At 72.7% G+C, this 25929-nt stretch carries 16 protein-coding genes; 12 read left to right on the top strand and 4 right to left on the bottom strand.

Going from position 1 to position 25929, the window contains the following annotated elements:
* Positions 1-33: 33 nt before the first annotated feature.
* Positions 34-1314: a CDP-glycerol glycerophosphotransferase family protein gene (locus ACFWEK_RS03525; RefSeq protein ID WP_430553114.1), complete on the bottom strand. Its 1281-nt coding sequence runs from the start codon at positions 1312-1314 to the stop codon at positions 34-36.
* Between the two features lie 165 nt (positions 1315-1479).
* Here ACFWEK_RS03525 and ACFWEK_RS03520 point away from each other — a divergent pair, with 165 nt between their 5' ends.
* The 5 genes from ACFWEK_RS03520 to ACFWEK_RS03500 all read left to right on the top strand — a co-directional run bounded on the left by ACFWEK_RS03520 (position 1480) and on the right by ACFWEK_RS03500 (position 11730).
* A complete protein-coding gene (locus tag ACFWEK_RS03520; RefSeq protein WP_430546714.1) occupies positions 1480-2478 on the top strand; it encodes an ABC transporter permease in 999 nt (332 codons plus the stop codon).
* A complete protein-coding gene (locus ACFWEK_RS03515) occupies positions 2471-3439 on the top strand; it encodes an ABC transporter ATP-binding protein (protein WP_430546713.1) in 969 nt (322 codons plus the stop codon). Before ACFWEK_RS03520 ends, ACFWEK_RS03515 begins: the two co-directional genes overlap by 8 nt.
* 170 nt (positions 3440-3609) lie before the next feature.
* Positions 3610-3999 carry a hypothetical protein gene (locus ACFWEK_RS03510; protein ID WP_430546712.1) on the top strand — a complete coding sequence of 130 codons (390 nt, stop codon included), beginning with the start codon at positions 3610-3612 and terminating at the stop codon, positions 3997-3999.
* 14 nt (positions 4000-4013) lie between these two features.
* Positions 4014-9110: a CDP-glycerol glycerophosphotransferase family protein gene (locus ACFWEK_RS03505; RefSeq protein WP_430553113.1), complete on the top strand. Its 5097-nt coding sequence runs from the start codon at positions 4014-4016 to the stop codon at positions 9108-9110.
* Entirely contained in the window at positions 9103-11730 is a 2628-nt protein-coding gene (locus ACFWEK_RS03500; RefSeq protein WP_430553112.1) for a glycosyltransferase, read from the top strand. Before ACFWEK_RS03505 ends, ACFWEK_RS03500 begins: the two co-directional genes overlap by 8 nt.
* A gap of 37 nt (positions 11731-11767) precedes the next feature.
* Here the strand turns inward: ACFWEK_RS03500 and cysC are convergent, their stop codons facing one another.
* Positions 11768-13063: an adenylyl-sulfate kinase gene (gene cysC / locus ACFWEK_RS03495; RefSeq protein WP_430553111.1), complete on the bottom strand. Its 1296-nt coding sequence runs from the start codon at positions 13061-13063 to the stop codon at positions 11768-11770.
* Positions 13060-14064 (bottom strand): sulfite exporter TauE/SafE family protein, encoded by a 1005-nt coding sequence (locus tag ACFWEK_RS03490; RefSeq protein ID WP_430553110.1) that lies wholly within the window; start codon positions 14062-14064, stop codon positions 13060-13062. The genes cysC and ACFWEK_RS03490 overlap by 4 nt, the downstream gene beginning before the upstream one ends.
* Before the next feature lie 131 nt (positions 14065-14195).
* Between ACFWEK_RS03490 and ACFWEK_RS03485 the strand changes: the two genes are divergently transcribed.
* From ACFWEK_RS03485 to ACFWEK_RS03455, 7 genes are all read left to right on the top strand, one after another.
* Positions 14196-15071: a 3'(2'),5'-bisphosphate nucleotidase CysQ gene (locus tag ACFWEK_RS03485; RefSeq protein WP_430546707.1), complete on the top strand. Its 876-nt coding sequence runs from the start codon at positions 14196-14198 to the stop codon at positions 15069-15071.
* A complete protein-coding gene (gene cysD / locus ACFWEK_RS03480) occupies positions 15068-15970 on the top strand; it encodes a sulfate adenylyltransferase subunit CysD (RefSeq protein WP_430546706.1) in 903 nt (300 codons plus the stop codon). Before ACFWEK_RS03485 ends, cysD begins: the two co-directional genes overlap by 4 nt.
* A 3-nt stretch (positions 15971-15973) precedes the next feature.
* Positions 15974-17329 (top strand): sulfate adenylyltransferase subunit CysN, encoded by a 1356-nt coding sequence (cysN, locus tag ACFWEK_RS03475; RefSeq protein WP_430553109.1) that lies wholly within the window; start codon positions 15974-15976, stop codon positions 17327-17329.
* A gap of 16 nt (positions 17330-17345) precedes the next feature.
* On the top strand, positions 17346-18374 hold the full coding sequence (locus tag ACFWEK_RS03470) for a sulfotransferase family 2 domain-containing protein (protein WP_430553108.1): 1029 nt from the start codon (positions 17346-17348) through the stop codon (positions 18372-18374).
* A gap of 338 nt (positions 18375-18712) precedes the next feature.
* A complete protein-coding gene (locus tag ACFWEK_RS03465; RefSeq protein ID WP_430553107.1) occupies positions 18713-20698 on the top strand; it encodes a CDP-glycerol glycerophosphotransferase family protein in 1986 nt (661 codons plus the stop codon).
* A gap of 146 nt (positions 20699-20844) precedes the next feature.
* On the top strand, positions 20845-22956 hold the full coding sequence (locus tag ACFWEK_RS03460) for a CDP-glycerol glycerophosphotransferase family protein (protein WP_430553106.1): 2112 nt from the start codon (positions 20845-20847) through the stop codon (positions 22954-22956).
* A 50-nt stretch (positions 22957-23006) separates the two neighbouring features.
* Positions 23007-23363, top strand: a complete 357-nt coding sequence (locus tag ACFWEK_RS03455) for a hypothetical protein (protein WP_430546701.1) — start codon at positions 23007-23009, stop codon at positions 23361-23363.
* 1 nt (position 23364) lies between these two features.
* Here ACFWEK_RS03455 and ACFWEK_RS03450 read toward each other — a convergent pair whose 3' ends face one another.
* Positions 23365-25848: a glycosyltransferase family 2 protein gene (locus ACFWEK_RS03450; RefSeq protein WP_430553105.1), complete on the bottom strand. Its 2484-nt coding sequence runs from the start codon at positions 25846-25848 to the stop codon at positions 23365-23367.
* Between the last annotated feature and the right edge of the window lie 81 nt (positions 25849-25929).

Raw genomic sequence — 25929 nt, 5'->3', positions numbered from 1 at the left:
CGCCCCTTCGTCGTCCCGTGGCGGGACGGGTCGTCAGGAGGCCGCTGCGTCGAGGTCCGCCACCATGGCGTCGCGGCGCGCGACGCAGTCCGTCACGAACTCCAGGAAGCGTCGGCTGCTGTCGCCCCGTGCGAACCCGAAGTAGTGGTCGCGCACACGGGCGCGGGCGTCGTGGTGCGGGTCCTGGGCGAGGTTGGCCGCCAGGAGCGTGCCGACGTCGCCCACGGTGTCGCCGTCCACGATGTCGACGACGCTCGCGACGGGGGCCTCGGCGACGATGCGGGCACGGTCGGTGCGCCGGTCGGTGAGGACGATCGGGACGTCGGGGCGCAGGTAGAGGAAGTCGAGGCCGACGGACGAGATGTCGGTGACGAGCAGGTCGGCGTCCTCGAAGAGGCCGAGGATGTCGGCCTCGAGCGGCAGCTCGTGCGGGGCGCCGGCCTCCCGGGCGGCGGTGACGAGCCGCACGATCTCGGCGTGGGCCTGGACGACCGCCGGTTCCTCGGCGGTGAGCACACGGGGGTGCGGCTTGTAGACGAGCCGGACGTCCGGGCGGTCCAGGAGGGCGCGCACGATCGCGGTGCCGTACAGGTCGAGGGACGTGTAGTTGTTGGCGTCGTCCTCGCCTGACCAGGTGGGGGCGTAGAGCACGGTCCGTCGGCCGTCGACCGGCGCGAGCACCGAGGCCACGTCGAGGTCGAGCTGCGGGCGGCCGCACACGACCAGCTTGTCGAGGTCGAAGTTGATGAGGGCGCGCCGGTGGCGCTCGATCGCGGCCCGGCCGGCGACGACCACGTGGTCGTAGGCCTTGGCCTGGTTGGAGACCATCGAGATCTTGTCGGACTCGCCGTGGTTGACGTGCACGTGCAGGGCCCGCTGGTAGATGAGCGACTGGAAGTTGCGCCAGCCGTTGTTGACGTAGACGACCGTCTTGGCGTCGATCTGCTCGTAGAGCCGGCGCAGACCGTCCAGGCGCCGGACGAAGAGCACGGGCAGGTCGGTGGTCTCACGGAGCTGCTCGGTGAGCTCCCAGTGCCGGGTGACGATCGCCACGGGGTGCTGCGCGGCGACGCGCTCGAGCACGGGCAGCCACTGCCGCAGCTGGTACCCCTGGTTCGGGGTGTCCGCGAAGTACGCCACCACGGGGAACGGGGGGAGGCCGTCCAGCTCGGGGGAGTGCTCGGGCTCCTCGCCGGCGATCGTGCTGGTCACGACCCGCTTGACGCGCGATCCCGCGGTCAGCAAGATCTGTGCGGCAAGCTTGCGCGCGCGGTCCGTGATCGTGGGCTGCTGCGGTGGCGTGACGTGCGACATCCGTGCCTTCCTGGTGGCGGGTTCCCGTGGCGCGACGAGTATTCCACGGCGTCCTGAGGCCCTCCCCGGGGGGCGCCGGCGCGAAGGGCGCTCACCTCATCGCTGTACTATCGACAGGGCCCGGCAGCCGCTGGCCGTACCTCGGAAGACGGGTATGCAAGTTACGTGACCACCGACACCACCACGGACGCCGCCTCGGGTGACCGCGGGAAGCCGGAGCCCGGTCGTGACCCGCTCCGCCCGCCGGAGCCGGTCGTGCCGGACACCACCTCGCAGGAGCGACGGGCGATCGCGGAGCAGTTCGGGCTGCAGCAGATGGGCGTGCGCCCGCCGCTGGGCAAGTACATCCGCGACGTCGCCTCCCGCTGGGCGTTCATCCGCGTCCTCGGCACCGCGACGGCCTACTCCAAGAACCAGAACAACTATCTGGGTCAGCTGTGGGCCGTCCTCAACCCGATCCTCAACGCGACCGTCTACGTGCTGATCTTCGGCATCCTGCTCGGGGCGAACCGCGGTGTGGAGAACACCATCGCGTTCATCACCATCGGCACGTTCCTGTACCGGTTCTTCGAGCAGTCGGTGCACGCCGGGTCGCGGTCGATCGCGCAGAAGACCAACCTCATCCGGTCGCTGCACTTCCCGCGCGCCGTGCTGCCGATCGCGCAGGTGGTCTCGCTGCTCACCACCCTCGTGCCGGCCCTGGTGGTCATGTGCGCGATCGTGCTGCTCAGCGGGCTGCTCCCGGCGTACCCGACGGTGCACGTCACCTGGAGCTGGCTCCTGCTGCCCGCCATCGTGGCGCTGATGTGGATCTTCAACACGGGGATCGCGTTCATCGTGGCCCGCGCCGTGGCGATCACTCCCGACCTGGACAACATCATCGGCTTCGTGCTGCGCCTCGTGATGTACGCGTCCGGCGTGATCTTCCCGGTGATGCACTACGTGAAGGACCTGCCCGCCCAGGCGGCGGCCATCATCGGGCCGATCCTCGAGTACCAGCCGATCGGCGTGTTCCTCTACGTGGCCCGCTCGATCCTCACGCAGGAGCCGTCGATGCCGCAGGACCCGTGGATGTGGCTGTGGGCGGCCGGCTGGGCGGTCGTGGCGTTCGTCGTGGGATTCATCGTCTTCTGGCGCGGAGAGGAGCGGTACGGCCGTGACTGAGTCGGATCTTCATCTCGACGTCGACCTCGACGAGGACTTCGAGCCGGAGGACCTCGAGGGCCCGAAGCCCGTCGCGACGGTCGGCGACCCGGTGCTCGTCGTCGACGACCTGCACATCGTCTACCGCGTCTTCGGCGGCAAGGCGAAGCAGGTCGCCGCCAAGGGTGCCGACAACGTGCGCGAGGCCAAGGCGCCGAAGCGCTCCCTCCTGCGTCGGCTGGTGAGCTCGACGTCGCAGCACGTGGGCGCGGTGAGCGAGGTGCACGCCGTGCGCGGCATCTCCTTCGTCGCCCGGCACGGGGAGTCGATCGGCATCGTCGGCATCAACGGCTCCGGCAAGAGCACGCTGCTGCGCGCCATCACCGGCCTCATCCCGCCCCACTCGGGCGGCGTGTACGTGGCGGGGGAGCCGGCGCTGCTCGGCGTCAACGCCGCGCTGATGCCGCAGCTCACGGGCGAGCGGAACATCTGGATCGGAGGCCTGGCCCTCGGGCTCACCCCCAAGCAGGTCGAGGATCGCTTCGACGAGGTCGTGGAGTTCGCCGACATCGGCGACTTCGTCTACATGCCGATGAAGACGTACTCCTCCGGCATGGGGGCCCGGCTGCGGTTCGCGATCTCGTCGGCCGCGACGCCGGACATCCTCATGATCGACGAGGCGCTGGCCACCGGTGACGCGGCGTTCAAGGCGCGTTCCAAGGCCCGCATCGACGAGGTCCGCAAGAACGCGGGCACGATCTTCCTCGTGAGCCACTCGATCACCACGATCGAGGCGATGTGCACGCGCGTGCTCTGGGTGCACCAGGGACAGCTCGTCATGGACGGCGGCACGGAGGAGGTGCTGGGCGAGTACCGCAAGTTCGTCCGTGCGCACCGGCAGGCGCGCTCGTCCGCGCGCGCCGGCGGGGTCGGCCCGCGGGCGCGCTCGAAGCAGCGCCCCAAGAAGCAGGCCGCGTCGTGATCTCGTAGGGACCGGGCCTCCCTCGAGGCCCGTGGCCCACCCGTTACCATGGGCCGGCGAGCGACCCCTGCCGCCGCGGTCGGTCTCGGCCGGTCGGGTTCGGAGCCGCTCGACAGGGATGGCGCGCCAGCGTCCGTCGACAGTCCACCGCATGCTAGGTGTCTTCCACTATGTCTTTTTCGCCTCGCCAGATCGCCGCCGTCGCCCTGATGGCGGTGTGCATGGTCGTCGCCGTGCTCGTGTGCCTGTTCGCCCCGGTGCAGGTGGGCCTCATCGCCGTGCTGGTCACGGTCGGGGTCTGCACGGCGATCGTCCTGCTGTTCCTGCGCAAGGTGCTCTCGGCCGTCTACCGGCTCGGGCAGAACGGCGCACGGAGGGAGTCCGAGACGTCGCGCTCGGCGGGCGTCGCCGCGGAGCGCGAGATCGCCCTGGTGAACGCGCGTCTCGAGCGGATCGAGGAGCACCTTCCGGAGCGGCTGGCGGCACGGATCGCGTTCGAGCTCGCGCGGCCTGAGCGGGACGCGGCCGGCTCCCCCGCAGCGGGCTCGGCCGACCTCTAGGACGCGGCACCGACATGGCAATCCCCGCAGCGCCGCAGTCGTTCGCGCACGCCCACCCCGACGAGCCCGCGCCGGCGTTCCAGGAGCTCACGCCCGACGAGTTCCTCCTGCTGAACCGGCAGTCGCCCTGGCGCGCGCTCGCCGTCGGGAGCCGCATGCGCTCCGCCGCCTTCCTGGACCTGCTCGCGCTGGACGGCACGGGGTCCGCCCACCGCTGGGAGCAGCTGCGCCAGGCGATCGTGTCCGGCGTCTCCCGGGAGCAGATGCTGCGCTGGGACGTGCCCCGCGTGCTCAGCGCGGCGCTGCTCGCCTGCGTGCTCGCGCCCGAGCGCCAGCACCTCGAGGTCGCCACGAGGGTCATGGTCACGGCGCTCGACCGGTCGCAGCTGTGGGACCCGGACGCGTCGGCGGCGCTGCGCCTCGCCACCCAGGTCGCGGTGTTCACGCGCGCCGAGGCGTTGTTCGAGGAGCTCGCCTCGCTCCCCACCGCGGAGGAGAGGATCGTGTGGGCCGGCCGCACCGACCTGCTGCGTCCGGCCGGCATGGCGGAGCGCGCGACGGCGGACCAGGCCTCCGGGGTCGTCGGCGACGAGCTCGAGCGCTGGTGGGCGCTCTTCAACAAGCCGTTCACCGACCGGGGCCTCGCGCCGTTCGTGCTCGCGGCCGACGAGGTGGAGGGACCCGGCGGGGTCTTCGGGGCCATCGAGGCCCCCGAGGCCGCGCCGTGCAGCGTGCCGCCCGACGAGCAGCCCCTGGTGACGGTCGTCGTGCCGACGTACGACCCGGACGTCGGCTTCCGCCACACGATCGACTCGCTGGTCCGTCAGTCCTGGTCGAACCTCGAGATCCTGGTCGTCGACGACTGCTCCACGAGCGGTCGGGAGCACCTGGACGACGCCGCCGCGACGGACCCCCGGGTGCGTGTCATCGCACGGCAGCGCAACGGCGGTGCCTATCAGGCGCGGAACTCGGGGCTGCGCGAGGCGCGCGGCGAGTTCGTGACCTTCCAGGACGCGGACGACGTCTCCCACGCGCAGCGCATCGAGCGGCAGCTCCTGCCGCTGCTCTCGGACCCGCGCAAGATCGCGTCGACGTCGAAGAGCCAGCGGGTGCTGGGCACGGGCGGCGTTACCTACCTGGGCTACTCGCCGCACCGGACCAACGTGTCGTCGCTCCTGTTCCGCCGCGAGGCCGTGCTCGAGAGGCTCGGGCAGTTCGACGACGTGCGCAAGGCCGGGGACAGCGAGTTCTCCGAGCGCCTGAAGAGGGCCTTCGGGAGGTCCGCGGTGGTGAACCTCCCCGATCCGCTCGGCCTCGTCCAGCTCAAGCTCGGCTCGCTCTCGCGCTCCGACTTCCGGCCGAACTGGATGTCGGGGGCGCGCCTCGCCTACAGCAAGCAGTACAGCGCGGCGCACAGCCGCATCAAGGCCGCGGGGTCCGACGACTGGACGCTCAGCGACTCGCGTCCGTCGATCTGCTGGGCACCTCCGGCCGTTCGCGGCGAGGCGCCGGTCGAACGGCTCTCGCACGCGGTGCTGGCCGACTGGAACTCCGCCCTGGAAGGCTCCCGGGACGGTCTGCACAGGATCCGGACCCTCCTGACCGGTACGGACGGCCCTGTCGGCCTGCTGAGCGGGTCCCGTCCGCGGTCCAGCCGCAACCTGCGCACCGTGCAGTCGCGGCGCCGGCTCACCGACGCGGTCGAGCAGGGCGAGCTCCGGTGGATGAGCTGGCGCGACACGACCCACGTCGAGAACCTGATCGTCGACGACCCGGAGTACCTCCTCGCGCTGCCCGCCGAGCCCGAGGTCGGGCTCGTCGTCGACCGGGTGCACCTCGTGCTCGACGAGACCGTGCGGCGCGTGGACGAGGCCGTGCTGCCCCCGGTCGCCTGGTGCGAGGAGCAGGCCCGGACCGTCTTCGGCGCGCCCGTGAGCTGGATGGTCTCTTCGCCGGAGCTGTTCCGGTACCTCCGGGGCAAGGGGGCCGACGTCGCGCTCGTCCAGGGACGAGCGGCCGACCGGAGCACCCTTCCGGAGCACCCGAGGATCGGCGTCGTCCTGCCCCGGCACGTCGACGGCGCAGGCTGGAACCTCGGCGTGCTGCGGTCCGTCTTCGTCGGCTCGGGCGCCGCGGAGGTGGTGTTCTACGACGAGGGCAGGCGCCTGACCGGGGCGCGGGCCGAGGCCGCGGGGGTCACGGTGGTGCCGAGCGACCAGCTCGACCGTGCGGGCTTCCTGGACAGCATCGACGTCGTCGTGCCCGACATGTTCGGCCAGCGGCTCCACGCCGCCGAGTCCTGGCTGTGGCTCGCGCGCGAGCACGACGTGGTGCCGCTGCTTCCGGACGGGCTCGAGACCCTGCAGCAGGTCCCGGTGCTGCGGTACTCCGAGTTCGGTGCGGGGGAGGTGGTCTCGGCCCTCGCCGCCGATCCCGACCTGGCCCGGCTGCTGCCGGGCGCGGGGTCGATGGACGAGCGTGCCGATGACGCGACGACGGCGCCGACCGGGGCCTCCGCGACGGGCCGGGCAGCGGACCGGTCGGCCCGGGTCCGCTACGTGGTCGTCGGCGAGGACGGGACGCTGGCGCACCTGCGGACCCGGCTCTCCGTCGCGCAGCTCGAGCCGGACCCGGACCTCCGCACCGTGCCCGACCGCTCCTTCGCCGCGCTCGCCGAGGCAGGGGTCTTCGCCGGCCTGGCCCCGGACGACCGGCTGTGCCTCGTCGACGCCGGCGTGGAGTTCGAGGCGGGCGCGTTCGACCGCCTGGGTCCCGACGCGGTCGAGGACCTGCACGTGTTCACCGACGCGTCCGTGGGCCACGCGCTCCACCCGAAGGCGGACCTCGGCGGCGGTGTGCCCCTCGGCGAGAACGCCCCGCTGTGGGTCGGCTCCAGCCCGGTGCTGGTCCGCGCGGACATCCTCTGGGCCGCCGTCCGGAGGTACCCGGCCGCGCGCACGCGCGGCGTCGCCTTCGCCGCCGCGCTGTCGATCAGCGGAGGGTTCGGCGTGCTCGGCGAGGTGCGCTCCCACGGCGTGCTCGACGACGGGGCGGACCAGTCCGCCGAGGTGCTGACCCGGTCGTGGTACCTCGACTTCGCGCGGGACTGGGCGGACCTCCTCGAGGGGACGGCCGACCTCGGCGCGAGCCACGCCTACCTGCAGCGCCTGTTCGTGCACCTGCTCGCAGGCCGGATCCGGCACAACACCGGCGGCACGCCGAAGCGCATCTTCACCGAGGAGGACCTCGCCGCCTACGAGCGCGTCCTCTCGCGGGCGCTGCGGCACACGGCCGACGAGCTGATCTGGGCGCCTCGCCGTCCCACCCGGATCCCGTCCCCGACCGTGCGCATGCACCTGCTGCGGCTCAAGCACGGTGCGGCGTTCGAGCCGGTCCTGGGCCAGGACGCCCGGGGGCCGTACGCGGCGTTCCGCGGACTGGAGCTGGAACGCCCGGACGACGTGACCGTCTCGATCGACTCGATGGCCGCCCGCGACGGCGTCCTGACGGTCAGGGGCCGGATCCCGCTGGTCTTCAGCCACCCCGGGCACCGGCTCGAGGTGCACGTGGGCGGACGCTCGGTCCCCCTCGTCGACCGGCAGCGGTACGCCGACACCTCGCTGCACGGTGTCGCGCTCCACCGCGCCTTCACCTTCACGGCGTCGATCCCGTTCGCCGAGGCCACCGGTCGGCTGGAGCTCCGGTACGCGGCCCCGGACGCGTGGTCCGCGCCGCTGCGCCTCCGCTTCACACGGGCCACCGCCAAGCTCAGCGACCAGCCGGCGGCGTACTGGGCCGTGCCCGGGCTCGGGATCCTGACGGTGGGTCGCCGTGGGATCGACATCGCGCCCTACTCGGAACCGGCGCGGGACACGGCGGAGCAGGCGCTGCAGCGCGCGCTGCGGGAGTCCGGCGACCCGGTGCGGATCGGTGCCGCACGGCTCCGTGGCGAGTACTTCACGACCCTGCCCGACTACCGCGGCCGCACGATCTGGATGTACGCGGACCGCATCGTCAAGGGCGGGGACAACGGCGAGTACGCGTACCGCTACGCGCAGGCGCAGGCGCAGCGCGACGGGGTCGAGACCCACTACGTCGCCCAGCCGGGCACGGCCCTCGCGGCGCAGCTCGACGCCGACGGCGTGGAGTACCTCGCCTTCGGGACGGACCGGCAGCGGCTGCACTACCTCCATGCGTCGATCGTCTTCGCCACCCGCATCGGGACGAGCAACACCTTCGGGTTCCAGCTCGACCAGACGTACTTCCGCGACCTGTTCGACGCGCGCGTCGTCTACATCAACCACGGGCTCGTGGTGGACAAGCTCGACAACCTGCTGAACATCGGGTTCTCGAACTTCGAACGGATCTGCGTGGTCTCCGAGCTCGAGCGCCGGAACCTCCTCCAGGCGAACTACGGCTACGAGGCCGACCAGGTCGAGGTGACGGGGTTCGCCCGCTACGACGGGCTCCGCTCCCGGGCGGAGCGCACGATCCTCCTCGCTCCGACCTGGCGGACGTACCTGCACAGCCCGCAGCGGGGCGTGGAGCAGACCCTCAGCCACCGCGCCTTCCGGGAGACCGACTACTTCCGGGTCTTCGACTCGCTCATCAACAGCCCGAGGCTGCACACGGCCCTCGAGAAGCACGGGTACCGCTTCCTCTTCCTCCTCCACCCCAACACCGGGACCCAGCTGACCGACTTCGTCTCGCAGAGCGAGCACGTCGAGGTGCGTGCCGCCACGGAGGACGTCAGCTACGAGGAGCTCCTCACGGGGTCGGACCTCATGATCACCGACTTCTCCGGGGTGCAGTTCGACTTCGCGCAGATGCACAAGCCGGTGCTGTACTACCAGCCCGACTCGATCCCGCCCCACTACCCCGCGGCGTCGTTCGACTACGCGACCGACGCGTTCGGCGAGGTCGCGAAGTCCGAGCAGGACCTGCTCGACCTGCTGGAGCGCTACCTGGAGCGGGGCTGCGCACCGGAACCGGAGTTCGAGGAGCGGGTCGAGACGTTCTTCGCCTACTTCGACCACGACAACTCGAAGCGCATCTACGAGGTCGGGCTGGAGCTCGAAGGCCTGAAGGAGCGGAAGGGCCGTGATGACTGACACCGAGGTGACCGGCATCGAGGTGACCGACGTCAATCGCCCTGAGGACGAGTGGGACGCCCTGTCGCCCCACACGAGCCTCGTCATCGCCTGCTACCGCGTCGGCCCGTACCTTCCCGCGTTCCTCCGGTCGCTCGACGAGCAGGTCGCGGCGCACGCGGGGTACGAGCTGATCTTCGTCATCGACGGCTGCCCCGAGGACTCCGAGGACGTGGTGCGGGCCTGGATGCCCACCACCGACTACGCCGTCCGCGTCGTCACGAAGCCGAACGGGGGCGTGGCCTCGGCCCGGAACACGGGCCTCGCCTGGGCTCGCGGCACCTGGGTGTCGCACCCGGACCCCGACGACCGGCTGGACCCCCGCTACCTGCTCGAGATCGAGCAGGCACGGGAGCGGTTCCCGGACGAGACGATGTTCGTGGGCCGGGCGATCCTCACCTCGCCCGACGGCTCGACGATCGGGCACACGCTGGACGCCCGGTACGTCGGCGCCGTCAGCTCGGTCATCGACCTGCGCCGGCAGCCGCGCAAGATCCACACGCTCGGTGGTGTCGCGTTCTTCCGCCACGACGTGATCTCTCGCCACGGCCTCCGGTTCGACGAGCAGATCCTGCAGTCCTCCGACACGGACATGATCGGGCACTTCCTGCTCTGCAACCGGGCGCGGTACGTGCTGGTCCCGGGGGCGGAGTACTTCTACCTCCGCCGTGCCGACGCGTCCTCGATCGTGTCGAAGCACAGCGGCAACATGTCCCGCTACGCGTCGCTGTTCGGGATCCCGCACCGCGGCATGCTCGACCGCGCCGGCGACGAGTGCCCGCCCTGGCTGGCGAACCTGCTGCTGTACTTCGTGTTCATGCTGTTCCGCCGGAACCGGCGCGCCAACACGCCCGTCGACCTCGCGTCCGAGGAACAGCTGGCGCTCATCCGCGAGCGTCTGGTCGAGAACCTGCGGCAGATCGGCGCCGAGAACATCAGGGGCTTCGACATCTTCGCGGTGCCGCTGGAGATGCGGTTCGCGTGGCTCTCCGCCGTCGAGGACGTCTCGTCCTCGCCCGTGGAACGGCTGCGCTGGCACCCGGAGCGTGGCGCGTGGCGCGCGGCCGTCTACGGGAGCGACCACGACTTCCCGGAGCTGCAGGTCGTCGCGGGCGAGGCCGAGGTCCTCGAGCGCAGGAGCCGCGGGATCGAGTACCTCGGGAAGACCTGGTTGTACCAGCTGGTGCTCCTCGTACGGATGCAGCGGGGGGACGTCGTCGGCCTGGCCTCGACGGAGCCGCGCTTCACGCTCGAGCTCGACGGCACGATCCTGAAGGCCGGCGACGTCGACGAGCGCACCGGGAGGCGGCCGCCCATCGACGTCAAGCCCGCGGCGCAGAAGGCCGATCCGGCCGCCCCCACCGCACCGGCTCCGGCCAGCGCGCCGTCGCCGGCCGCGGTCTCCGGTGCGGTCGTCTCCCGCTGGCGGCGCCTCGCGCGGGCCGTGACCGGCTCGACGGCGCAGCCCCGCGCCGCGGTGCACGCCGAGCCGCAGGCCGCGCGCGGCGCGACCTGGGTGTTCGTCACCGGCGACGACACCGACGCCGCGCCGTCGCAGAGCGAGCTGCTCTACGGGTACGTGCAGGAGCGGGCGTCCGACGTCGAGATGCGCTTCGTGACCGAGGCGGGCTCCGAGGCCGAGGCACGGCTGCGCCGGGCGGGCGTCGGGTGCGTGACCGCGGGGTCGGCCGAGCACGCCTCCCTCCTGCGCCGGGCGGACCTCCTGGTCACGTCCCGCATGACACGGCGTGCGCACGTCCCGCTCCCGGGGCACGGGATCCCGCGGGAGTGGCGCGTGGCGCTGCTGCCCGCCGGCGGGGTCGGCAGGCTGCTCCATCGCGACTCCTGGGCGTCGCAGGCCGACCTCATCACGGTGTCCTCGGCGATCGAGCTCGTCCGCGCCGGCGGCCCCTACGGGACGCAGACCTACCTCCCGAGCGAGGTCGCGCTCACCGGGCTGCCCTCTCACGACCGGCTCGAGGAGCTGCGGGCGCCGGCCGAGCACGTCGTCGTCGCGCCCGGCTGGCGGTCCGGCACGCTGCGGCCGACCGACCCGGAATCGGCCGGGAGGGCGATCGAGGAGTTCCGCGCCCTGCCGTTCGTGGCCGCCTGGCGGGAGTTCCTCGGCTCCGCCGAGCTCGCCGCTCTCGCCGCCCGGGAGGGGCGCCGCGTCCGGCTGATCCTCCCGTCGGGGGTGGGCCCCGAGGTCTTCTCGCCCCCGCCCGGGGTGGAGCTCGTCCCTCAGGACGACGAGCTGGAGGCCCTGGCCTCCGCCGCCGTCCTCGTCACCGATTACTCCTCCGCCCGTGCGCTCGACCTGGCCTATCTCGGCCGGCCGACGGTCTATCTCCAGGTCGACCAGGAGTCCGTGCTCGGCGCCGCCGACAGCGCCCGCTCCCGGGCGGCGGGGTTCGAGACGTCCGGGTTCGGCCCGGTCGTCACGAGCGCTGAGGCAGCCCAGCGGGCGGTCGCCAGCACCCTCGAGCGCCTGCCCGACCGGTACGCGGAGCGGATCGACCGCGCGTTCGCCTACCGGGACGGGAAGGCGCGCGAGCGGATCCTCGAGGCGCTGCGCGGCTGAGGCCCGGCGTCCCGCGCGGACGCCACGACGCCCTGGCTCAGCGGAGCGGGCCGGAGCGGTCGCCACCCGCGGCGTCCAGTGCCGCGCGGACGCGTGCCACGGCGTCCTCGACGCTCACCCGGGAGGTGTCGACGACCAGGTCGGCGTCGGTCGGCGCCTCGTACGGCGAGGAGATCCCGGTGAACTCGGGGATCTCGCCGCGCCGGGCCTTCGCGTACAGGCCCTTGCGGTCGCGGGCCTCGCACACCTCCAGCGGCGTGCTGACGTGCACCAGCAGGAAGGTGCCGGCGGCCTCGGCGAGCTCGCGCACCCGTGCGCGGCCCGACGCGAACGGCGCGATCGGCGCCGCCACGGCGACGCCGCCGTGCGAGGACACGAGCGACGCGACGTAGCCGATGCGCTCCACGTTGAGCTCGCGGGAGGCCTTGTCGAAGCCGAGGCCCTTGGACAGGTGGTGGCGCACCTCGTCGCCGTCGAGCAAGGTGGTGTGCAGGCCCTCGTCGTCGAGCTCGGCGGCCAGCGCCCGGGCCACGGTCGACTTGCCGGAGCCGGACAGGCCCGTGAAGAAGACGACGGCGCCCCGCGGCCGGGCGGTGCCGGCGGCCCGCGCGACCTCGGCGGCCGGCACCTCCGGGTAGAGCGCGGCGACGGCGCCGGACCACACGGTGCCGAGCTTCTCGACGGCGCCGCGGTCCCCGGGGGAGCGGTGCGCGACGAGCAGCTCGGTCCGCGTGGCGCCGTAGCGCGCGCCGACGTCCGTCCAGCGCAGCCCGTCCGGGGCGTCGGCCGGCCACGGCACGACGACGACGCTCGCGCGGCGCGGGCCGTCCTCGAACCGGTCGGCGAGGTCCTGGGCGATGCGCACGAGACCCGGGGCCCCCACCTGCCCGGCGGCGGGGGACCGGCGCGCGGCAGGGACGAGCAGCAGCACCGAGCCCGCATCGCCGACGAGCCCGGGCAGGGCGTCCACCTCCGAGCGTGTGGGCGGTTCGGCCACGACCAGGGCGACGGCCGCGCGGCCCGCGGGCGCACCGTCGCGCACCTCGCGGGCGGTGCGACGCACGGCGGGGTCCCAGTGCGGCCCGGCGGCACGGGCGAACGGGCGCACGGCGCGCGGGGCCTCGTCGCCGGGGACGCCGGCGACGGCGAGCGGCGTGTTCTCGGCGTCCGTGAGGGTCACGGGGCCGGCGGGCAGCCCGGCGGGCGGGACCCAGGGGCCGCCGGCGAGGGCGAGCTCGAGGAGGTCCAGCTCGTCGGGGGACAGGACGTGGGTCGCGGCGGGCAGGTCGGAGGGCAGGTCCGAGGGCACCGTGCCGGGGGTGGGCTCGGTCATGATCGCGTCGTCGTGTCCTTCTGGTCGGGGTCCGGCTCAGGGTCCGGTTCGGGGGCCGGTTCGCGGTCGGGTGCGGGAGCGGGGACGGTGCCGGGCACGGCCGGCCGGGGAGGGAGCCGCTTGATGCGCTCCCGGACCACGACCCACAGCAGGTTGCCGACGACGAGCGCGCCCACGGCGGCGGCGACCACCACGCCGAGCGAGGCGCCCAGCAGCTTGAGGCCGGACGCCAGCAGGAGGATCGCCAGGGCGCGGCGGATGATGCCGCCGGGGGCGCGGCTCGAGACGTGGGCGCCGAACCAGGCACCGGGGATCGCGCCGACGAGCAGGGAGGTCGTCAGGCCCAGCTCGAAGTCCCCGTAGAGGATGTGCCCCAGCGACGCGGCCGCGACCAGCGGGACCGCCTGCACCAGGTCGGTCCCGACGAGCTGGGAGGCCTTGAGGGCCGGGTAGAGCAGGAGCAGCACCACGATGATGATCGAGCCGGCGCCGACGGACGTGAGGCCGACCATGAGCCCGGCCACGGCGCCGAGGACCAGCGTGGGCACCTTGCGGACGACGACGTCGGGGCTGCTGGGCGCGGCGGGCCCCTCGCCGAGGGCGGTGCGGCGCTGCAGCATGCCGAGCACCGCGCGCACGACCAGCCCTGCCGACGCGATGAGCAGGGCGACGCCGAGGATCTGCTTGAGCATCTCGTCGAACCCGTCGCCGAACGGGAGGTAACGGATGAGGAGCGCGCCGGAGAAGGCGGCCGGCACGGAGCCGATGCACAGCCACAGCACGAGCTGCAGGTTCACGGTGCGGCGGCGCAGGTGCACGATCGCGCCCGCGGGCTTCATGAACAGGCTGGCCACGACGTCGGAGGAGACCGCGGTGAGCGGGTCGACGCGGAACACGAAGATGAGCATCGGCGTCATCAGCGCGCCGCCGCCCATCCCCGTCAGGCCGACGACGAAGCCCACGACGAGTCCGCCGACGATCAGCGGGAGGTCGAGGCTCAAAAGCGCACCATTCCTATCGGAAAAACAGAATTCAACAATGTGAACTCTCAGGGAATCGTCCAATTCGGAATGGTAGCGTCGGCCGCGCCCCGCCCGGGGCCTCCGTCCAGAGCTGCAAGCCGAGGAGTCGTATGTCCGCGTCCGCCCCGTCCTTCCCGGACCCGGGCCTGCCCGACGGCGAGCTCGCCGTCGCGCTCGCGCAGGGAGCCGGCGAGGTGCTCCGCGGCCTGCGGGCGGAGGTCGACGCCGCCGGCGGGTCGTTCGTGGCGAGGGAGCTCAAGGACGCGGGCGATGCGGCCAGCCAGTCGTGGCTCGCCGGCGCGCTCGCGCACGCCCGCCCGGGCGACGCCGTCCTCTCCGAGGAGGCCGCCGACACCGCCGCCCGCCTGACGGCGGACCGCGTGTGGATCGTCGACCCGCTCGACGGCACCCGCGAGTTCGCCGAGCGCGCCGGCGACGGCGCGGGCTGGCGCGACGACTTCGCGGTGCACGTGGCCCTCTGGGACCGCGGCGTCGCCCGGTCCGACGGGCTCGCCGCCGGTGCGGTCGGGCTGCCGGCCCGCGGCGCCGTCCTCAGCACCGCCACGACCGACGCAGGGCCGAGCCCGGCCGACGACACGGACGCGGTCCTGGCCGGCCGGCGGCCGCTGCGCCTCGCCGCGAGCCGCAGCCGTCCGCCGCAGTTCGTGCAGGACCTCGCCGCCCGCGACGACGTCGAGCTCGTGCCCATGGGGTCGGCCGGCGTCAAGGTCGTGTCCGTCGTGGACGGCACCGTCGACGCGTACGTGCACGCCGGGGGCCAGTACGAGTGGGACTCGGCGGCACCCGTCGCGGTCGCGCTCGCCGCGGGCCTCGTGTGCACCCGGCTGGACGGCACCCCGCTCGAGTACAACCGCCAGGACCCCTGGCTCCCCGATCTCTTCGTCAGCCACCCGGCCGTGGCGGCGCACCTGCGTGCGGCGCTGACGGAGGTCGGGGTCGACATCAAGGAAGGTGCCCAGCCGTGACGTCCCACGTCCTGAGCCAGCTCCGCAGCCTCGAAGCGGAGAGCATCCACATCTTTCGCGAGGTGGTCGCGGAGATGCAGCGCCCCTGTCTGCTCTTCTCGGGCGGCAAGGACTCGATCGTCATGCTCCACCTGGCCGCCAAGGCGTTCGCCCCGGCGCGCATCCCGTTCCCGATCATGCACGTGGACACCGGCCTGAACTTCCCGTCCGTGCTCGCCACGCGCGACCGCTGGGTCGAGCGGCTCGGCATCCAGCTCGTCGTCGCCTCCGTGCCGGAGGCCATCGAGCGTGGGCTGGTGCAGGAGGAGCCCAACGGCTCCCGCAACCGCATCCAGACCCCGGTGCTGCTCGAGGCCGCCGAGAAGAACGGCTTCGACGCGCTGTTCGGCGGCGGGCGCCGCGACGAGGAGAAGGCGCGCGCCAAGGAGCGCGTGTTCTCCTTCCGCGACGACTTCGGCCAGTGGGACCCCAAGAACCAGCGGCCCGAGATCTGGGACCTGTACAACGGCCGCGTCCACCAGGGCGAGTCGATCCGCGTGTTCCCGCTGTCCAACTGGACCGAGCTGGACATCTGGGCCTACATCGAGGCCGAGGACATCGATCTGCCCGACCTGTACTTCGCGGCCGAGCGCGAGGTCGTGGACCGGGGCGGCATGCTGTTCGCCGTCAACGAGTTCACGCCGCTCAAGGACGGCGAGACCGCCGAGGTGCGGTCCGTCCGCTACCGCACGGTGGGGGACGCCAACCTCACCGCCGCCGTCGCGTCGACGGCGGCGACCCGTGCCGAGATCGTCGAGGAGGTCGCCGCCGTGCGCCTCACCGAGCGTGGCGCCACCCGTGGCGACGACAAGGTGAGCGAGGCCGCGATGGAGGACCGCAAGCGAGAGGGCTACTTCTAAGCCATGAGCACCGAGAGCATCGAGACCCCCGTGACCTCCGCCGGAACGTCGCACGTGACCGAGGGCGGCGCGAGCCAGCAGGCGTTCGACACGTCGGCCGACCTGCTGCGCTTCGCGACCGCGGGCTCCGTGGACGACGGCAAGAGCACCCTCATCGGCCGGCTGCTGTTCGACTCCAAGACGATCTTCGAGGACCAGCTCGAGTCGGTGGAGCAGGTCAGCAAGGACCGCGGCAACGACTACACCGACCTGGCGCTGCTCACCGACGGCCTGCGGGCCGAGCGCGAGCAGGGCATCACGATCGACGTGGCGTACCGCTACTTCGCGACGCCCCGGCGCAAGTTCATCATCGCGGACACCCCGGGCCACATCCAGTACACGCGGAACATGGTCACGGGCGCGTCGACCGCCGACGTCGCGATCATCCTCGTGGACGCCCGCAAGGGTGTCATCGAGCAGAGCCGCCGGCACACGTTCCTCGCCACCCTGCTGGGTGTGCCGCACATCGTGGTCTGCGTGAACAAGATGGACCTCGTCGACTACTCCGAGGAGGTCTTCGAGGGCATCCGGCGCGACTTCACGGACTTCGCCTCGCGCCTGCGCGTGCCGGACCTCACGTTCATCCCGATCTCGGCGCTCGTCGGCGACAACGTGGTGAACCGCAGCGAGAACATGCCGTGGTTCGACGGACGCCCGCTGCTCAGCCACCTGGAGTCCCTGCACGTGGCGAGCGACCGCAACCTGCAGGACGTGCGGTTCCCCGTGCAGTACGTGATCCGGCCGCAGTCGCACGACGCGCGCGACTACCGCGGGTACGCGGGCACCGTGGCCGGCGGGGTGCTCAAGAAGGGCGACAAGGTCATGGTGCTGCCGTCCGGGCTCGAGACCACGATCGAGGGCATCGACACCGCCGACGGCCCGGTCGACGAGGCCTTCCCGCCCATGTCCGTGACCGTGCGGCTCGCGGACGAGATCGACATCTCGCGCGGCGACATGATCTGCCGCCCGAACAACTCGCCCGCCGCGCTGCAGGACATCGACGCCCAGATCTGCTGGATGGACGAGACGGCGCCGCTGGTGCAGGGCAAGAAGTACGCGATCAAGCACACCACCCGGTGGGCGCGTGCCATGGTGAAGGACGTCAAGTACCGCGTCGACGTCAACACCCTGCACCGCGACGAGGACGCGACCGAGATCCGGCTCAACGAGATCGGCCGCATCCAGCTGCGGGTCACGCAGCCGCTGTTCGTCGACCCCTACCGCCAGAACCGGCGGACGGGCGCGTTCATCCTGGTCGACGAGGCCACGAACAAGACCGTGGCGGCCGGGATGGTCGGCACCCTTCCGCACACCGCCTGAGGACGAGGTGATCGACATGGCCGTGACCGGGACCGTTCCGCTGACGGCGGAGCACGCGACCGCGCCCAACACCTGGGTGCTGCCCGAGCACAAGGTCTTGTTCACCCACCTGGCGAAGAACGCGTGCACCAGCCTGAAGTGGCTCGTCGCGGAGCTCAGCGGGCAGGACCCGGAGCAGTTCACCAGCGTGCTGAGCTGCGAGGCGACGCCGCGCATGATGATCCACCACCGGCGGCTCTGGCACGACGTGCGCTCGCTCAAGCAGCTCGAGCCGGCCGAGCGGGCGGAGATCTCCCCGGCGAACGGCTGGTTCGTCTTCGCGGTCGTGCGCGACCCGCGCCTGCGGGCGTTCTCGGCGTGGCAGTCCAAGTTCCTCGTGGGCGACCCGGTCTACACGGGACGGAAGTTCGCCGGGGCCGAGTGGCTGCCGGACGCGCCGGGCTCCGTCGAGGACGTGGTCCGCGACTTCGCGCGGTTCGTCGAGGTGCTGCGGGACCCCCGCGGCCCGGTCCGCGACACGCACTTCGCGCCCCAGACGACGCGGCTGCACGAGGACACGATCCCGTACTCGCGCATCTACGACATCAGCGACATCTCCACACTGCTGGGCGACCTGAGCGCCCACCTCGACGACGTCGGGCGCCCGCACGAGGTGTCCCTCGGCAGGGAGAACGACACCCCGCTCCGGGCGGCGTCCGAGGTGTTCGAGGGCGGCGTGCGCGAGGCGCTCGAGGAGATCTACGGCGCCGACCTCGCCCGGTTCGGCGACCGGTGGGACTTCGACCCGGTGATGCAGAAGCCCGCGCAGTGGTCGGCGTCGGACTTCCGCGACATCGCCGCCCGGCGAAGCCTCGGCGAGCGGATCACCACGCTGTACGGCATCGCCAAGGACGAGCGTGCCGCGATCAAGGACCTGGAGCAGGAGAAGGCCGGGTTGGTCCGCGCCAACAGGGACCTGGAGCGCAGCCTCGCGCGGGCGACGAGGACGCCGCTGAGGCGCGCCGCCTCCAAGGCGAAGCGGATGATGACGCGCTCCGGCGACTAGCCGTGCGGGGCGCTCGACGCGGCCCGGGGACGACCTAGAATGTCGTCGCCACCGCGGTGTGTCCGCGGGTATTCGTGGGGAGTTTCGATGGTTCGACCGGAGCGCAGGTGCGACGCACCGTCGTCCCCCGACACGTACTGGCCTGCGCTCGTCGTCCCCGCGGCGCGACGGCGGTGAGGCGAGGAGGGCTGCTCCGCCGATGGGCCCGTCGAACGGCACGTGCGCTGCGCCCGGCACGGGTGGTCGGGCCGGACAAGACATCCCTCGAGGTGGGCATTCGCGACGGTGAGGTCGTCGTCGAGGGGACCTCGGCGCGCCCTGGCTGGAAGGTCGGCGAGGTGTCCGCGGTCCTTCGCGACAGCGGCGCCGAGGTCCGGGTGCCCGCGAGCGGGCGCGAGACGTTCTCGGCGCGGCTGTCCCTGGACGAGCTGCGGCGGCGCTCCGTGCCCGGGGACGACGTCGCCGACCTGTGGATGCACCTGGTGCCGGCCCAGGGTGGCGCCGCCCCGGACCGGGGCGCCGGCGAGGCGCCCGCACCCGTCCGGCTCGGCAACTTCCGATCGACGACGCGGGTCGACGTCGCTCGGTCGTCCGCAGCCGGCGCGGCCGACGACCGCCTCGCCGTGACCCAGAACGGCAACCTCAGCGTGCTCCTGGGGGGCGCCCCCGCACGCAAGTTCCTGATCGACGTGGACGAGCTGCGCCTGGGCGCCGACGGCGTCGCGCTGCGGCTGCGGGTCCGCGGCGCCGACCGGGGCGCCCGAGCGGCCCGTCTCGTGGCGGCCTCCCGGGAGACCGGGCGACGGTACGACGTCGACGTGCCCCTCGTGCCGCTGCCCGACGAGTCCCGTCGGGACCGAGGACGGTTCGTCCACCGCGGCGCCCTCGCCCTGCCGGTGTCCGCGCTCGTGACGCGCCTCGACCCGCGGGACGAGACCCTGGACCTCAGCATCGAGGTCGAGGACCAGGAGGGTCGGGTCCAGACCCGCCGCGTGAGCACCAGGGCGCACCAGGTCGCGCTCCGGCCCGGCCGGGCCGTCGTCGGGGGCGTCGTCACGCAGCTGCTTCCCTACGAGACCTTCCGCGGCGCCAACGTGTCGGTGCGCGTCGAGCGGATGTCGCCGGAGGTCTTCGCGTACCTGCGGCGGTGGACCCGCCTCGCCTGGCTCCTGCCGATGGTCCGCCCGTTCCTCGGGATCTGGCTCGTCGGGGAGCTGCCGTACAAGGCGCAGGACAACGGCTATCACCTCTTCCGGTGGCTCCGCGAGCACGAGCCGAGGCGCCGCGCCTATTACGTCGTCGCCGAGGACGCCCCCGATCGCGCCCGGCTCGACGGCCTCGGCAACGTCGTCCTCCACGGCTCGCGCGAGCACGTCCGGGTGGCGTTCCTGGCGTCGCGGATCGCCGGGACGCACCACGCCGAGTACCTCCTGCCGTCGCGCCATCCGGCGGTCGTCGCCCGGGTGCGGGCCGTGCGGGTCTTCCTCCGCCACGGGATCTCCGGCACGAAGAACATGACGGCCAACTACGGGCGCTTCGCTCCGGGCTTCACCACGGACCGCTTCCACGTCAGCTCCGACCGCGAGTACCGCGTCGCCGTCGACGCGTTCGGGTACCGGCCCGCCCAGGTGCGGGTGACGGGGCTGCCGCGGTTCGACCAGCTGCTCGCCCCGCTGGACCGGGACCCGGAGGGCCTGCTCGTCATCCCGACGTGGCGCGAGTGGCTGGGGAACCGCGACCGGTTCCTGGACAGCGAGTACCGCGCGCGGTGGCAGGAGTTCCTCGGCCACCCGCGCCTGGCGCGGGCGATGCGCGACGGCCTTCGCGTGACGTTCATCCTCCACCCGAACATGCGGCACTACGTCGACCTGTTCGACGTGGAGGGCGTCCGCGTGCTGCAGCAGGGGGCGGTCGACGTGCAGACGCTCCTGCGGGAGCACGCCTGCCTCGTCACCGACTACTCGTCCGTGGCCTTCGACTTCGCGCTGCAGCGGCGACCGGTCCTCTACTTCCAGTTCGACCAGGAGCGGTTCTTCGGGGACCAGGGGTCGTTCCTCGACCTGGACGCGGACCTCCCGGGGACGATCGTCACCGACGTCGACCGGCTGGTCGAGGAGGTCGAGACGACGGCTGCCGACGGCTTCGCGATGCCGGAGGAGCACTGGGCCCGCGCGCAGCGGTCGGTCCGCTACCACGACCGCCACAATTGCGAGCGGGTGGCCCGGTCGGTCCGCACGGCCGGGGGCCTCAGAATCCTGTGGTGGCGATGGGTGGACCGGCGGACGGCCGTCCGGCAGACTTCGGGAGGCGGTGGGGCCTCGTGACCCGTGGAGGAAGGGAGCCGGAGCGGCCCGTGAACGACGTGCATGTGAGCGACGTGAGTGCGCCGAGACCTGACATCGCCCTCGTCTTCATCGTCAGTGCCAACCGGGCAGGGATCCTGGCGCCTGCTCTGGCCGCGCTCCGGAAGATGCCCCGCTTCCGCCGCGCCCCGATCGCGGTCGTGCACGACCCCGGCATGGACGTCCAGAAGGCGGTCTCTCGCCACAAGGTCGCCGCGGTGGAGTCCGCGTCGAACCAGAGCCAGGACCGCAACGACGCGGCGAGCGACTGGCTGGCGGGCTCCGGTGCCCGGTACGGCACCGTCGCGACCCTTCCGCGCGCCGCCACGATGGACGAGTGGGCCCGACACCTGTGGAGCGAGGTCAAGCGGCTGGACCAGCTGTCGCTCACCAGCCCCACGCCCCTCCTGGTCTGGACGGACCACGGGACGAAGCTGAGCGTGGCCCGCTACATCCAGCGGATGCTCACGGAGCAGGACGTGACGCGGGGATCGCTGCTCGCCGACTTCCTGGGGCGACTCGCGCTGTCCGCGGCGACCCCGTGGCTCGAGGCGCTGGACCCCGCCGACGGAGACGTCGAGATCATGGGGTTCCTGTCCGTCGCGTTCGGCTCGGACATGCCCGAACCGCCCTGGCGGTACCGCCTCGCGCTGACGGGCCCGTCGGGTGATGTCGCCCGTTCCGGCCCGGTCCCGCTGACTCCGCGGATCGGCAACCGCGGCGACGCGCAGTGGGCTGGCCTGCGCACACGGCTCGCGCTCGTCGGCACGGGGAGCGGCCACCGTCGCTTCGTCATCGAGCTCGACACCGAGGTGCCCGAGCTCCGGCTGCGTCGCAACCTCCGGCCCCGCGGCGGCGCGCTGATCAGCGCGCGGACGGTCGGGATGCACGCCGACGGGGACGACGCACCCGGGCAGGCAGGGACGACCACCGTCAGGTATCTCCTGCACACCGTCGGCGACGGGAACGCCGCGTTCCTCACCACGCAGGAGGGATCGGGGCTCTCGGCGCGCCTGCGGTGGGCCGGCATGCTGCTGAAGAAGGACGCCGGGTTCATCGCCCGGGGGTCTGCCGGTCGGCGGATGCGGTGGCTCCGCTTCGTCAGGCTCGTGACGCGACCGTTCTTCGCGGGTCGTGAGATCTGGCTCGTCGGGGAGCGGAAGGACACCGCGCAGGACAACGGCGTCCACCTGTTCCGGCACCTTCGGGAGTCGGGCCTGCGGCGCCGGGCCTACTACGTCATCGACCGGTCGAGCCCCCAGTACGACCGCGTGGCCCCGTACGGGCACGTCGTCGCCCACTCGTCGTGGAAGCACCAGCTGCTCCTGCTGCACGCCACCGTGCTGGCCAACGCCTACATGATCGGCTACCTGGTGCCGGACGGGTGGGACGTGAAGGAGTACACGCGCCACATCGTCTGGCGGGTCGGGGCGCTGCGCGTCTACCTCAAGCACGGCGTCCATCTCAGCCCGAACGCGGTGAAGCGCGGCACGACGGGCTACGACATCTGCCTGACGGTCATGCCGCGGGAGACCGAGGCCCTGCGGGCCGCGTCGGGGTACGACGAGCAGCTCGTCGAGGCGGGGATGCCGCGGTACGACGCGCTGACGCCGACCCCGCCCAGCCGGACCATCCTCTTCATGCCGACCTGGCGGAACTACCTCGCGATGACGTCGCTCCATGCGTCGCAGGACGGCGAGGTCCCCTACGAGGGATCGACCTACCAGCGGTTCATGTCGGATCTCCTGGAGAGCCGGCGCCTGCACGAGATGCTGGAGCGGTACGACTACCGGTTGACCTTCGTGCCGCACTACAACATGGCGTCCAGGTTCGAGGGGGCGACCGTGGCGGGAGAACGCATCGAGATCGCCGACACGGACACCGTGTCGTTCCAGGACCTGATCCGGGGGTGCGACGCCTTCGTCACGGACTACTCGTCGGTGCACTTCGACGTGGCGTACCTGGGAACTCCGATCGTGTACGCGCGCTTCGACGAGGAGGAGTTCGAGAGCAAGCACTCGTCGCCCACGTGGTTCGACTACGACCGGGACGGTTTCGGTCCGGTCGTGCGGACCCTCGACGACACGCTCGACGCCGTCGAGAGCCTGCTCGAGCGGGACTGCCGGCCCGATCCCGTCTACACGGCACGCATCGAGGCGGCGTTCCCGCGGCGGGACCGGCAGAATTGTGCCCGGACCGTCGCGGCGATCGAGGAACGGATCCCCGCGCGGCCGCGGTGACCAGGCGTTCCGCGCCCATCGTCCCTGTCGACCGAGTTCGAGGAGCCATCGTGCCCAAGCTCTCGAGGACCAACGTCCTCACGTCTCTCACCGCGCTGGCCGGGGTGGTCGCCGCCGTCGGCTTCGCGGCCTCCAGCACCGAGCTGGGCGGTGCCGCGCTCGGCGTGGCCGCCGTCCTCGGGGCGGGGCTGGTCCACAGCGTCGGCCGCACGGTGACCGCGCGGATCGACGAGGGCACCGCACGGCTCGCGGCCAAGACCGACCTCGTCCTGGCGGGGCAGAAGAAGGGCCTGAAGGAGGCCGCCGCGCACGCGGAGCACGCCGACGCGATGGCGCGGCGCGTCGTCGCCGACATCGGCGCGGCGCGGCTGGAGGCCACCGAGCGTGAGGCCGGCGCCGCCCGCTGACCTACGGCGACCCGGTCGGGCCCGACGACCGGGCACCCAGGCCCAGCGCCTCGACGACCCGTCGCCCGGAGTCGGCGAACCGCTCGTCCGCCCACTGCCATCCGCGGCGCGACCGATCGCGGAAGGCGGCCTCGTCGGCGCGCAGCCGTCCGACGAGGCCGGCCACCTCGTCCGGTGCGCACGTCAGCACGGCGTCGCCGAAGTGCGGGGCGAGCTCTGGCGAGACGACCGACACGCAGCCCTCGGCGAGTGCCTCCTCCACCGTCCGCAGCGCCTCGGCCGTCACCGCCCGGGGGAAGGCGACGACGACGTCGACCTGCTGCAGCAGCTGCCGTGCGGTGACCTCGCCCGTCTCGTAGACGAGCCACTCGGCCGGGACGACGGGGAGGGCCCCCTCGAGGACGCGGCGGCTCCCGAGAAGACGGACGTCGACCGTGCCGTCGACCGGGAAGACCTGTCGCAGGCGGTCGGCGCCGTCGGGCAGCGCGGAAAGCTCTCCGCCGAAGATCCAGCCGACGACCGGCCGGTCGCTCCGGAACCGGCGGGGCAGCCTCCCGGGCCACCGCGGCACGTCGAGGACGCGCGGGTACGCGTCCGCCCGCGCGGGATCGTCCGGGGCGATCCACTCCGGGGCGACGCCGAAGAGCGCCTCGGCGTTCCGGTCGCAGTCCTCGGCGACCCAGCGCACGCCGGGCCCGCCGGCCGTGCGCGGCCCCGGGTCCGCGACGACCACCACGCGGTCCGTGCTGAGGGACACCGGGCGCGACGTGGGGAACTCGAGGACGTCGGGCTGCCGGACGACGATCGTCGGCACGTGGTCCTGCTCCTCGAGGGACACGAACGTGAGCGTGCGGTCGGCGAGGGCGCGGCGTGCGGCGAGGGACAGGGGCGCTCGACGGGGGGCCTCGCCGAACGCGCTGCGCACGTGGACGAGCCCCACGCGCAGGCCCGAGCGTGCGAGGGCCGCCATCTCGGCGAGCGCGGTGCGCTGGGTGGCGCCGTCCATCGTCCAGTCGGCGACGAAGGCGACGTCGACCGCCTGCTCCGGGAGCCCGACGTCCCGCAGGAACGGGCGCGGCGCCGTCAGCGGGCGCTGCGTGACGTCCGCGGGGATCCGCGGGCTCGCCCCGGCCTCGATCTGCCGGTGCCAGTGGATCATCGCGGCGCGGTACTCCATCCGGGCCGGGTGCATCCAGCCGGGCCGGACGTCGTTGCGGGAGAGCGAGTCGGCCTGGAGCCGGACGAAGGCCAACGGCTCCTGCAGCTGCAGGCGGCGGCCGGGGAACACCGCCTCCAGCCGCAGGTCGAACTCCGTGTCGGCGCTCTTGCGCACCCAGTCGAAGCGGCCGACCGTGTCGAGGACGGAGCGCCGGAACAGGTGCGACGAGGCGTTGGCGTGGACCGGGTCGTTCCCCAGGCGCTGGAAGACGAGGTCGTCGTCGCACCGCAGGGAGCGGCTGAGCGTCCTCAGGAGGGACGGGTCCTCGAGGAGCGGGCGGACCTGCCGCTCGAGCCGCTCGGGGTGCGACCAGTCGTCGGTGTCCTGGAACGTGACGAACTCTCCGCGGGCCTCCTCCAGCGCGCGGTTGCGCGCCGCGTAGGTGCCCCGGTTGACGGGCTGACGCAGGACGCGCACCCGGTGGTCCAGGCCCTGGAGCTGCGCGAAGACGGGCTCGAACTCGTCGCCGGAGGCGTCGTCGACGACGAGCAGCTCCCAGTCCTGCCACGTCTGCTGCACGATGGAGCGCACCGCGGTGACCGACTCCGGCCCGGGCCGGTAGGCCGGCATCACCACGGTGATCAGCGGGCCCGGCCCCGCCGTCCGGGACGTGCCGGGCTGCAGGCGGTCGAAGGGGGTGGTGCCCTCCGGCGCCAGCCCGACCGGGTCGATCCCGAGGGCCTGGAGGTTGTCGTTGAGGCCGGCGAGCCATGACTCCGACCCGACGCCGTGCTCCAACCCGTGGAGGTCGAGCCGGAGGAACGCCCGCGTCCCGGCGTCGAGCGACGTCAGCAGGGCCTTATCGCGACGCAGGGTGTCGTGCTCGCCGTGAGCCCACAGGAGCTGGGCGAGGGCACGCCGGTCGGGGACGGACCAGCGGCGGACGGGGACGCGCCGTCGAGCGGCGGCGAAGAGCGCCAGCGCGTGCGGCACGTCGTCCTCGGTCGCCTGCTGGTGCCCGACCAGTCGGGCGAGCGAGCAGAGCAGCTCACCGGTCCGTCCGGGCTCCGTGCCGAGGAGGTCGGAGGACGAGGGATCGAGGGCCGCCCCGACGACCGCGGCGTAGTCGGCGTGCGGGTCGATCATCCGCGCGACGATCTCCCGGGCGGTGGGCGCCTGCATGTCGAGCGCCAGGGAGGTGACGCGGCCACCCGAGGCCCCGAGGCCCTCGGCGTGCCGTGCCGCGGCGAGCACGACGTCGGGGTGCGTGACGAACGTCGTGGGACCCGCGCCCCCGGGTGCGCCGTGCTCGGTCCGGCGGCTCACGACGCGCGGGCCTCCTCGATCACGGGGGTGAGGCGTCGTTCGAGGATCGGGGTCGTGGACTTCACGTAGGTGCGGGAGAGG

It is taken from the genome of Isoptericola sp. NPDC060257 (assembly GCF_042726645.1).
GTDB lineage: Bacteria > Actinomycetota > Actinomycetes > Actinomycetales > Cellulomonadaceae > Isoptericola > Isoptericola nanjingensis.
This window is presented reverse-complemented; position numbering and strand designations above follow the sequence as displayed.

Bases quoted from the DNA above. Each gene is read 5' to 3' on its own strand.
- ACFWEK_RS03525 (WP_430553114.1), bottom strand. From the start codon at position 1,314: ATGTCGCACGTCACGCCACCGCAGCAGCCCACGATCACGGACCGCGCG.
- ACFWEK_RS03510 (WP_430546712.1), top strand. From the start codon at position 3,610: ATGTCTTTTTCGCCTCGCCAGATCGCCGCCGTCGCCCTGATGGCGGTG.
- ACFWEK_RS03505 (WP_430553113.1), top strand. From the start codon at position 4,014: ATGGCAATCCCCGCAGCGCCGCAGTCGTTCGCGCACGCCCACCCCGAC.
- ACFWEK_RS03500 (WP_430553112.1), top strand. From the start codon at position 9,103: ATGACTGACACCGAGGTGACCGGCATCGAGGTGACCGACGTCAATCGC.
- cysC (WP_430553111.1), bottom strand. From the start codon at position 13,063: ATGACCGAGCCCACCCCCGGCACGGTGCCCTCGGACCTGCCCTCCGAC.
- ACFWEK_RS03485 (WP_430546707.1), top strand. From the start codon at position 14,196: ATGTCCGCGTCCGCCCCGTCCTTCCCGGACCCGGGCCTGCCCGACGGC.
- cysN (WP_430553109.1), top strand. From the start codon at position 15,974: ATGAGCACCGAGAGCATCGAGACCCCCGTGACCTCCGCCGGAACGTCG.
- ACFWEK_RS03470 (WP_430553108.1), top strand. From the start codon at position 17,346: ATGGCCGTGACCGGGACCGTTCCGCTGACGGCGGAGCACGCGACCGCG.
- ACFWEK_RS03460 (WP_430553106.1), top strand. From the start codon at position 20,845: ATGCCCCGCTTCCGCCGCGCCCCGATCGCGGTCGTGCACGACCCCGGC.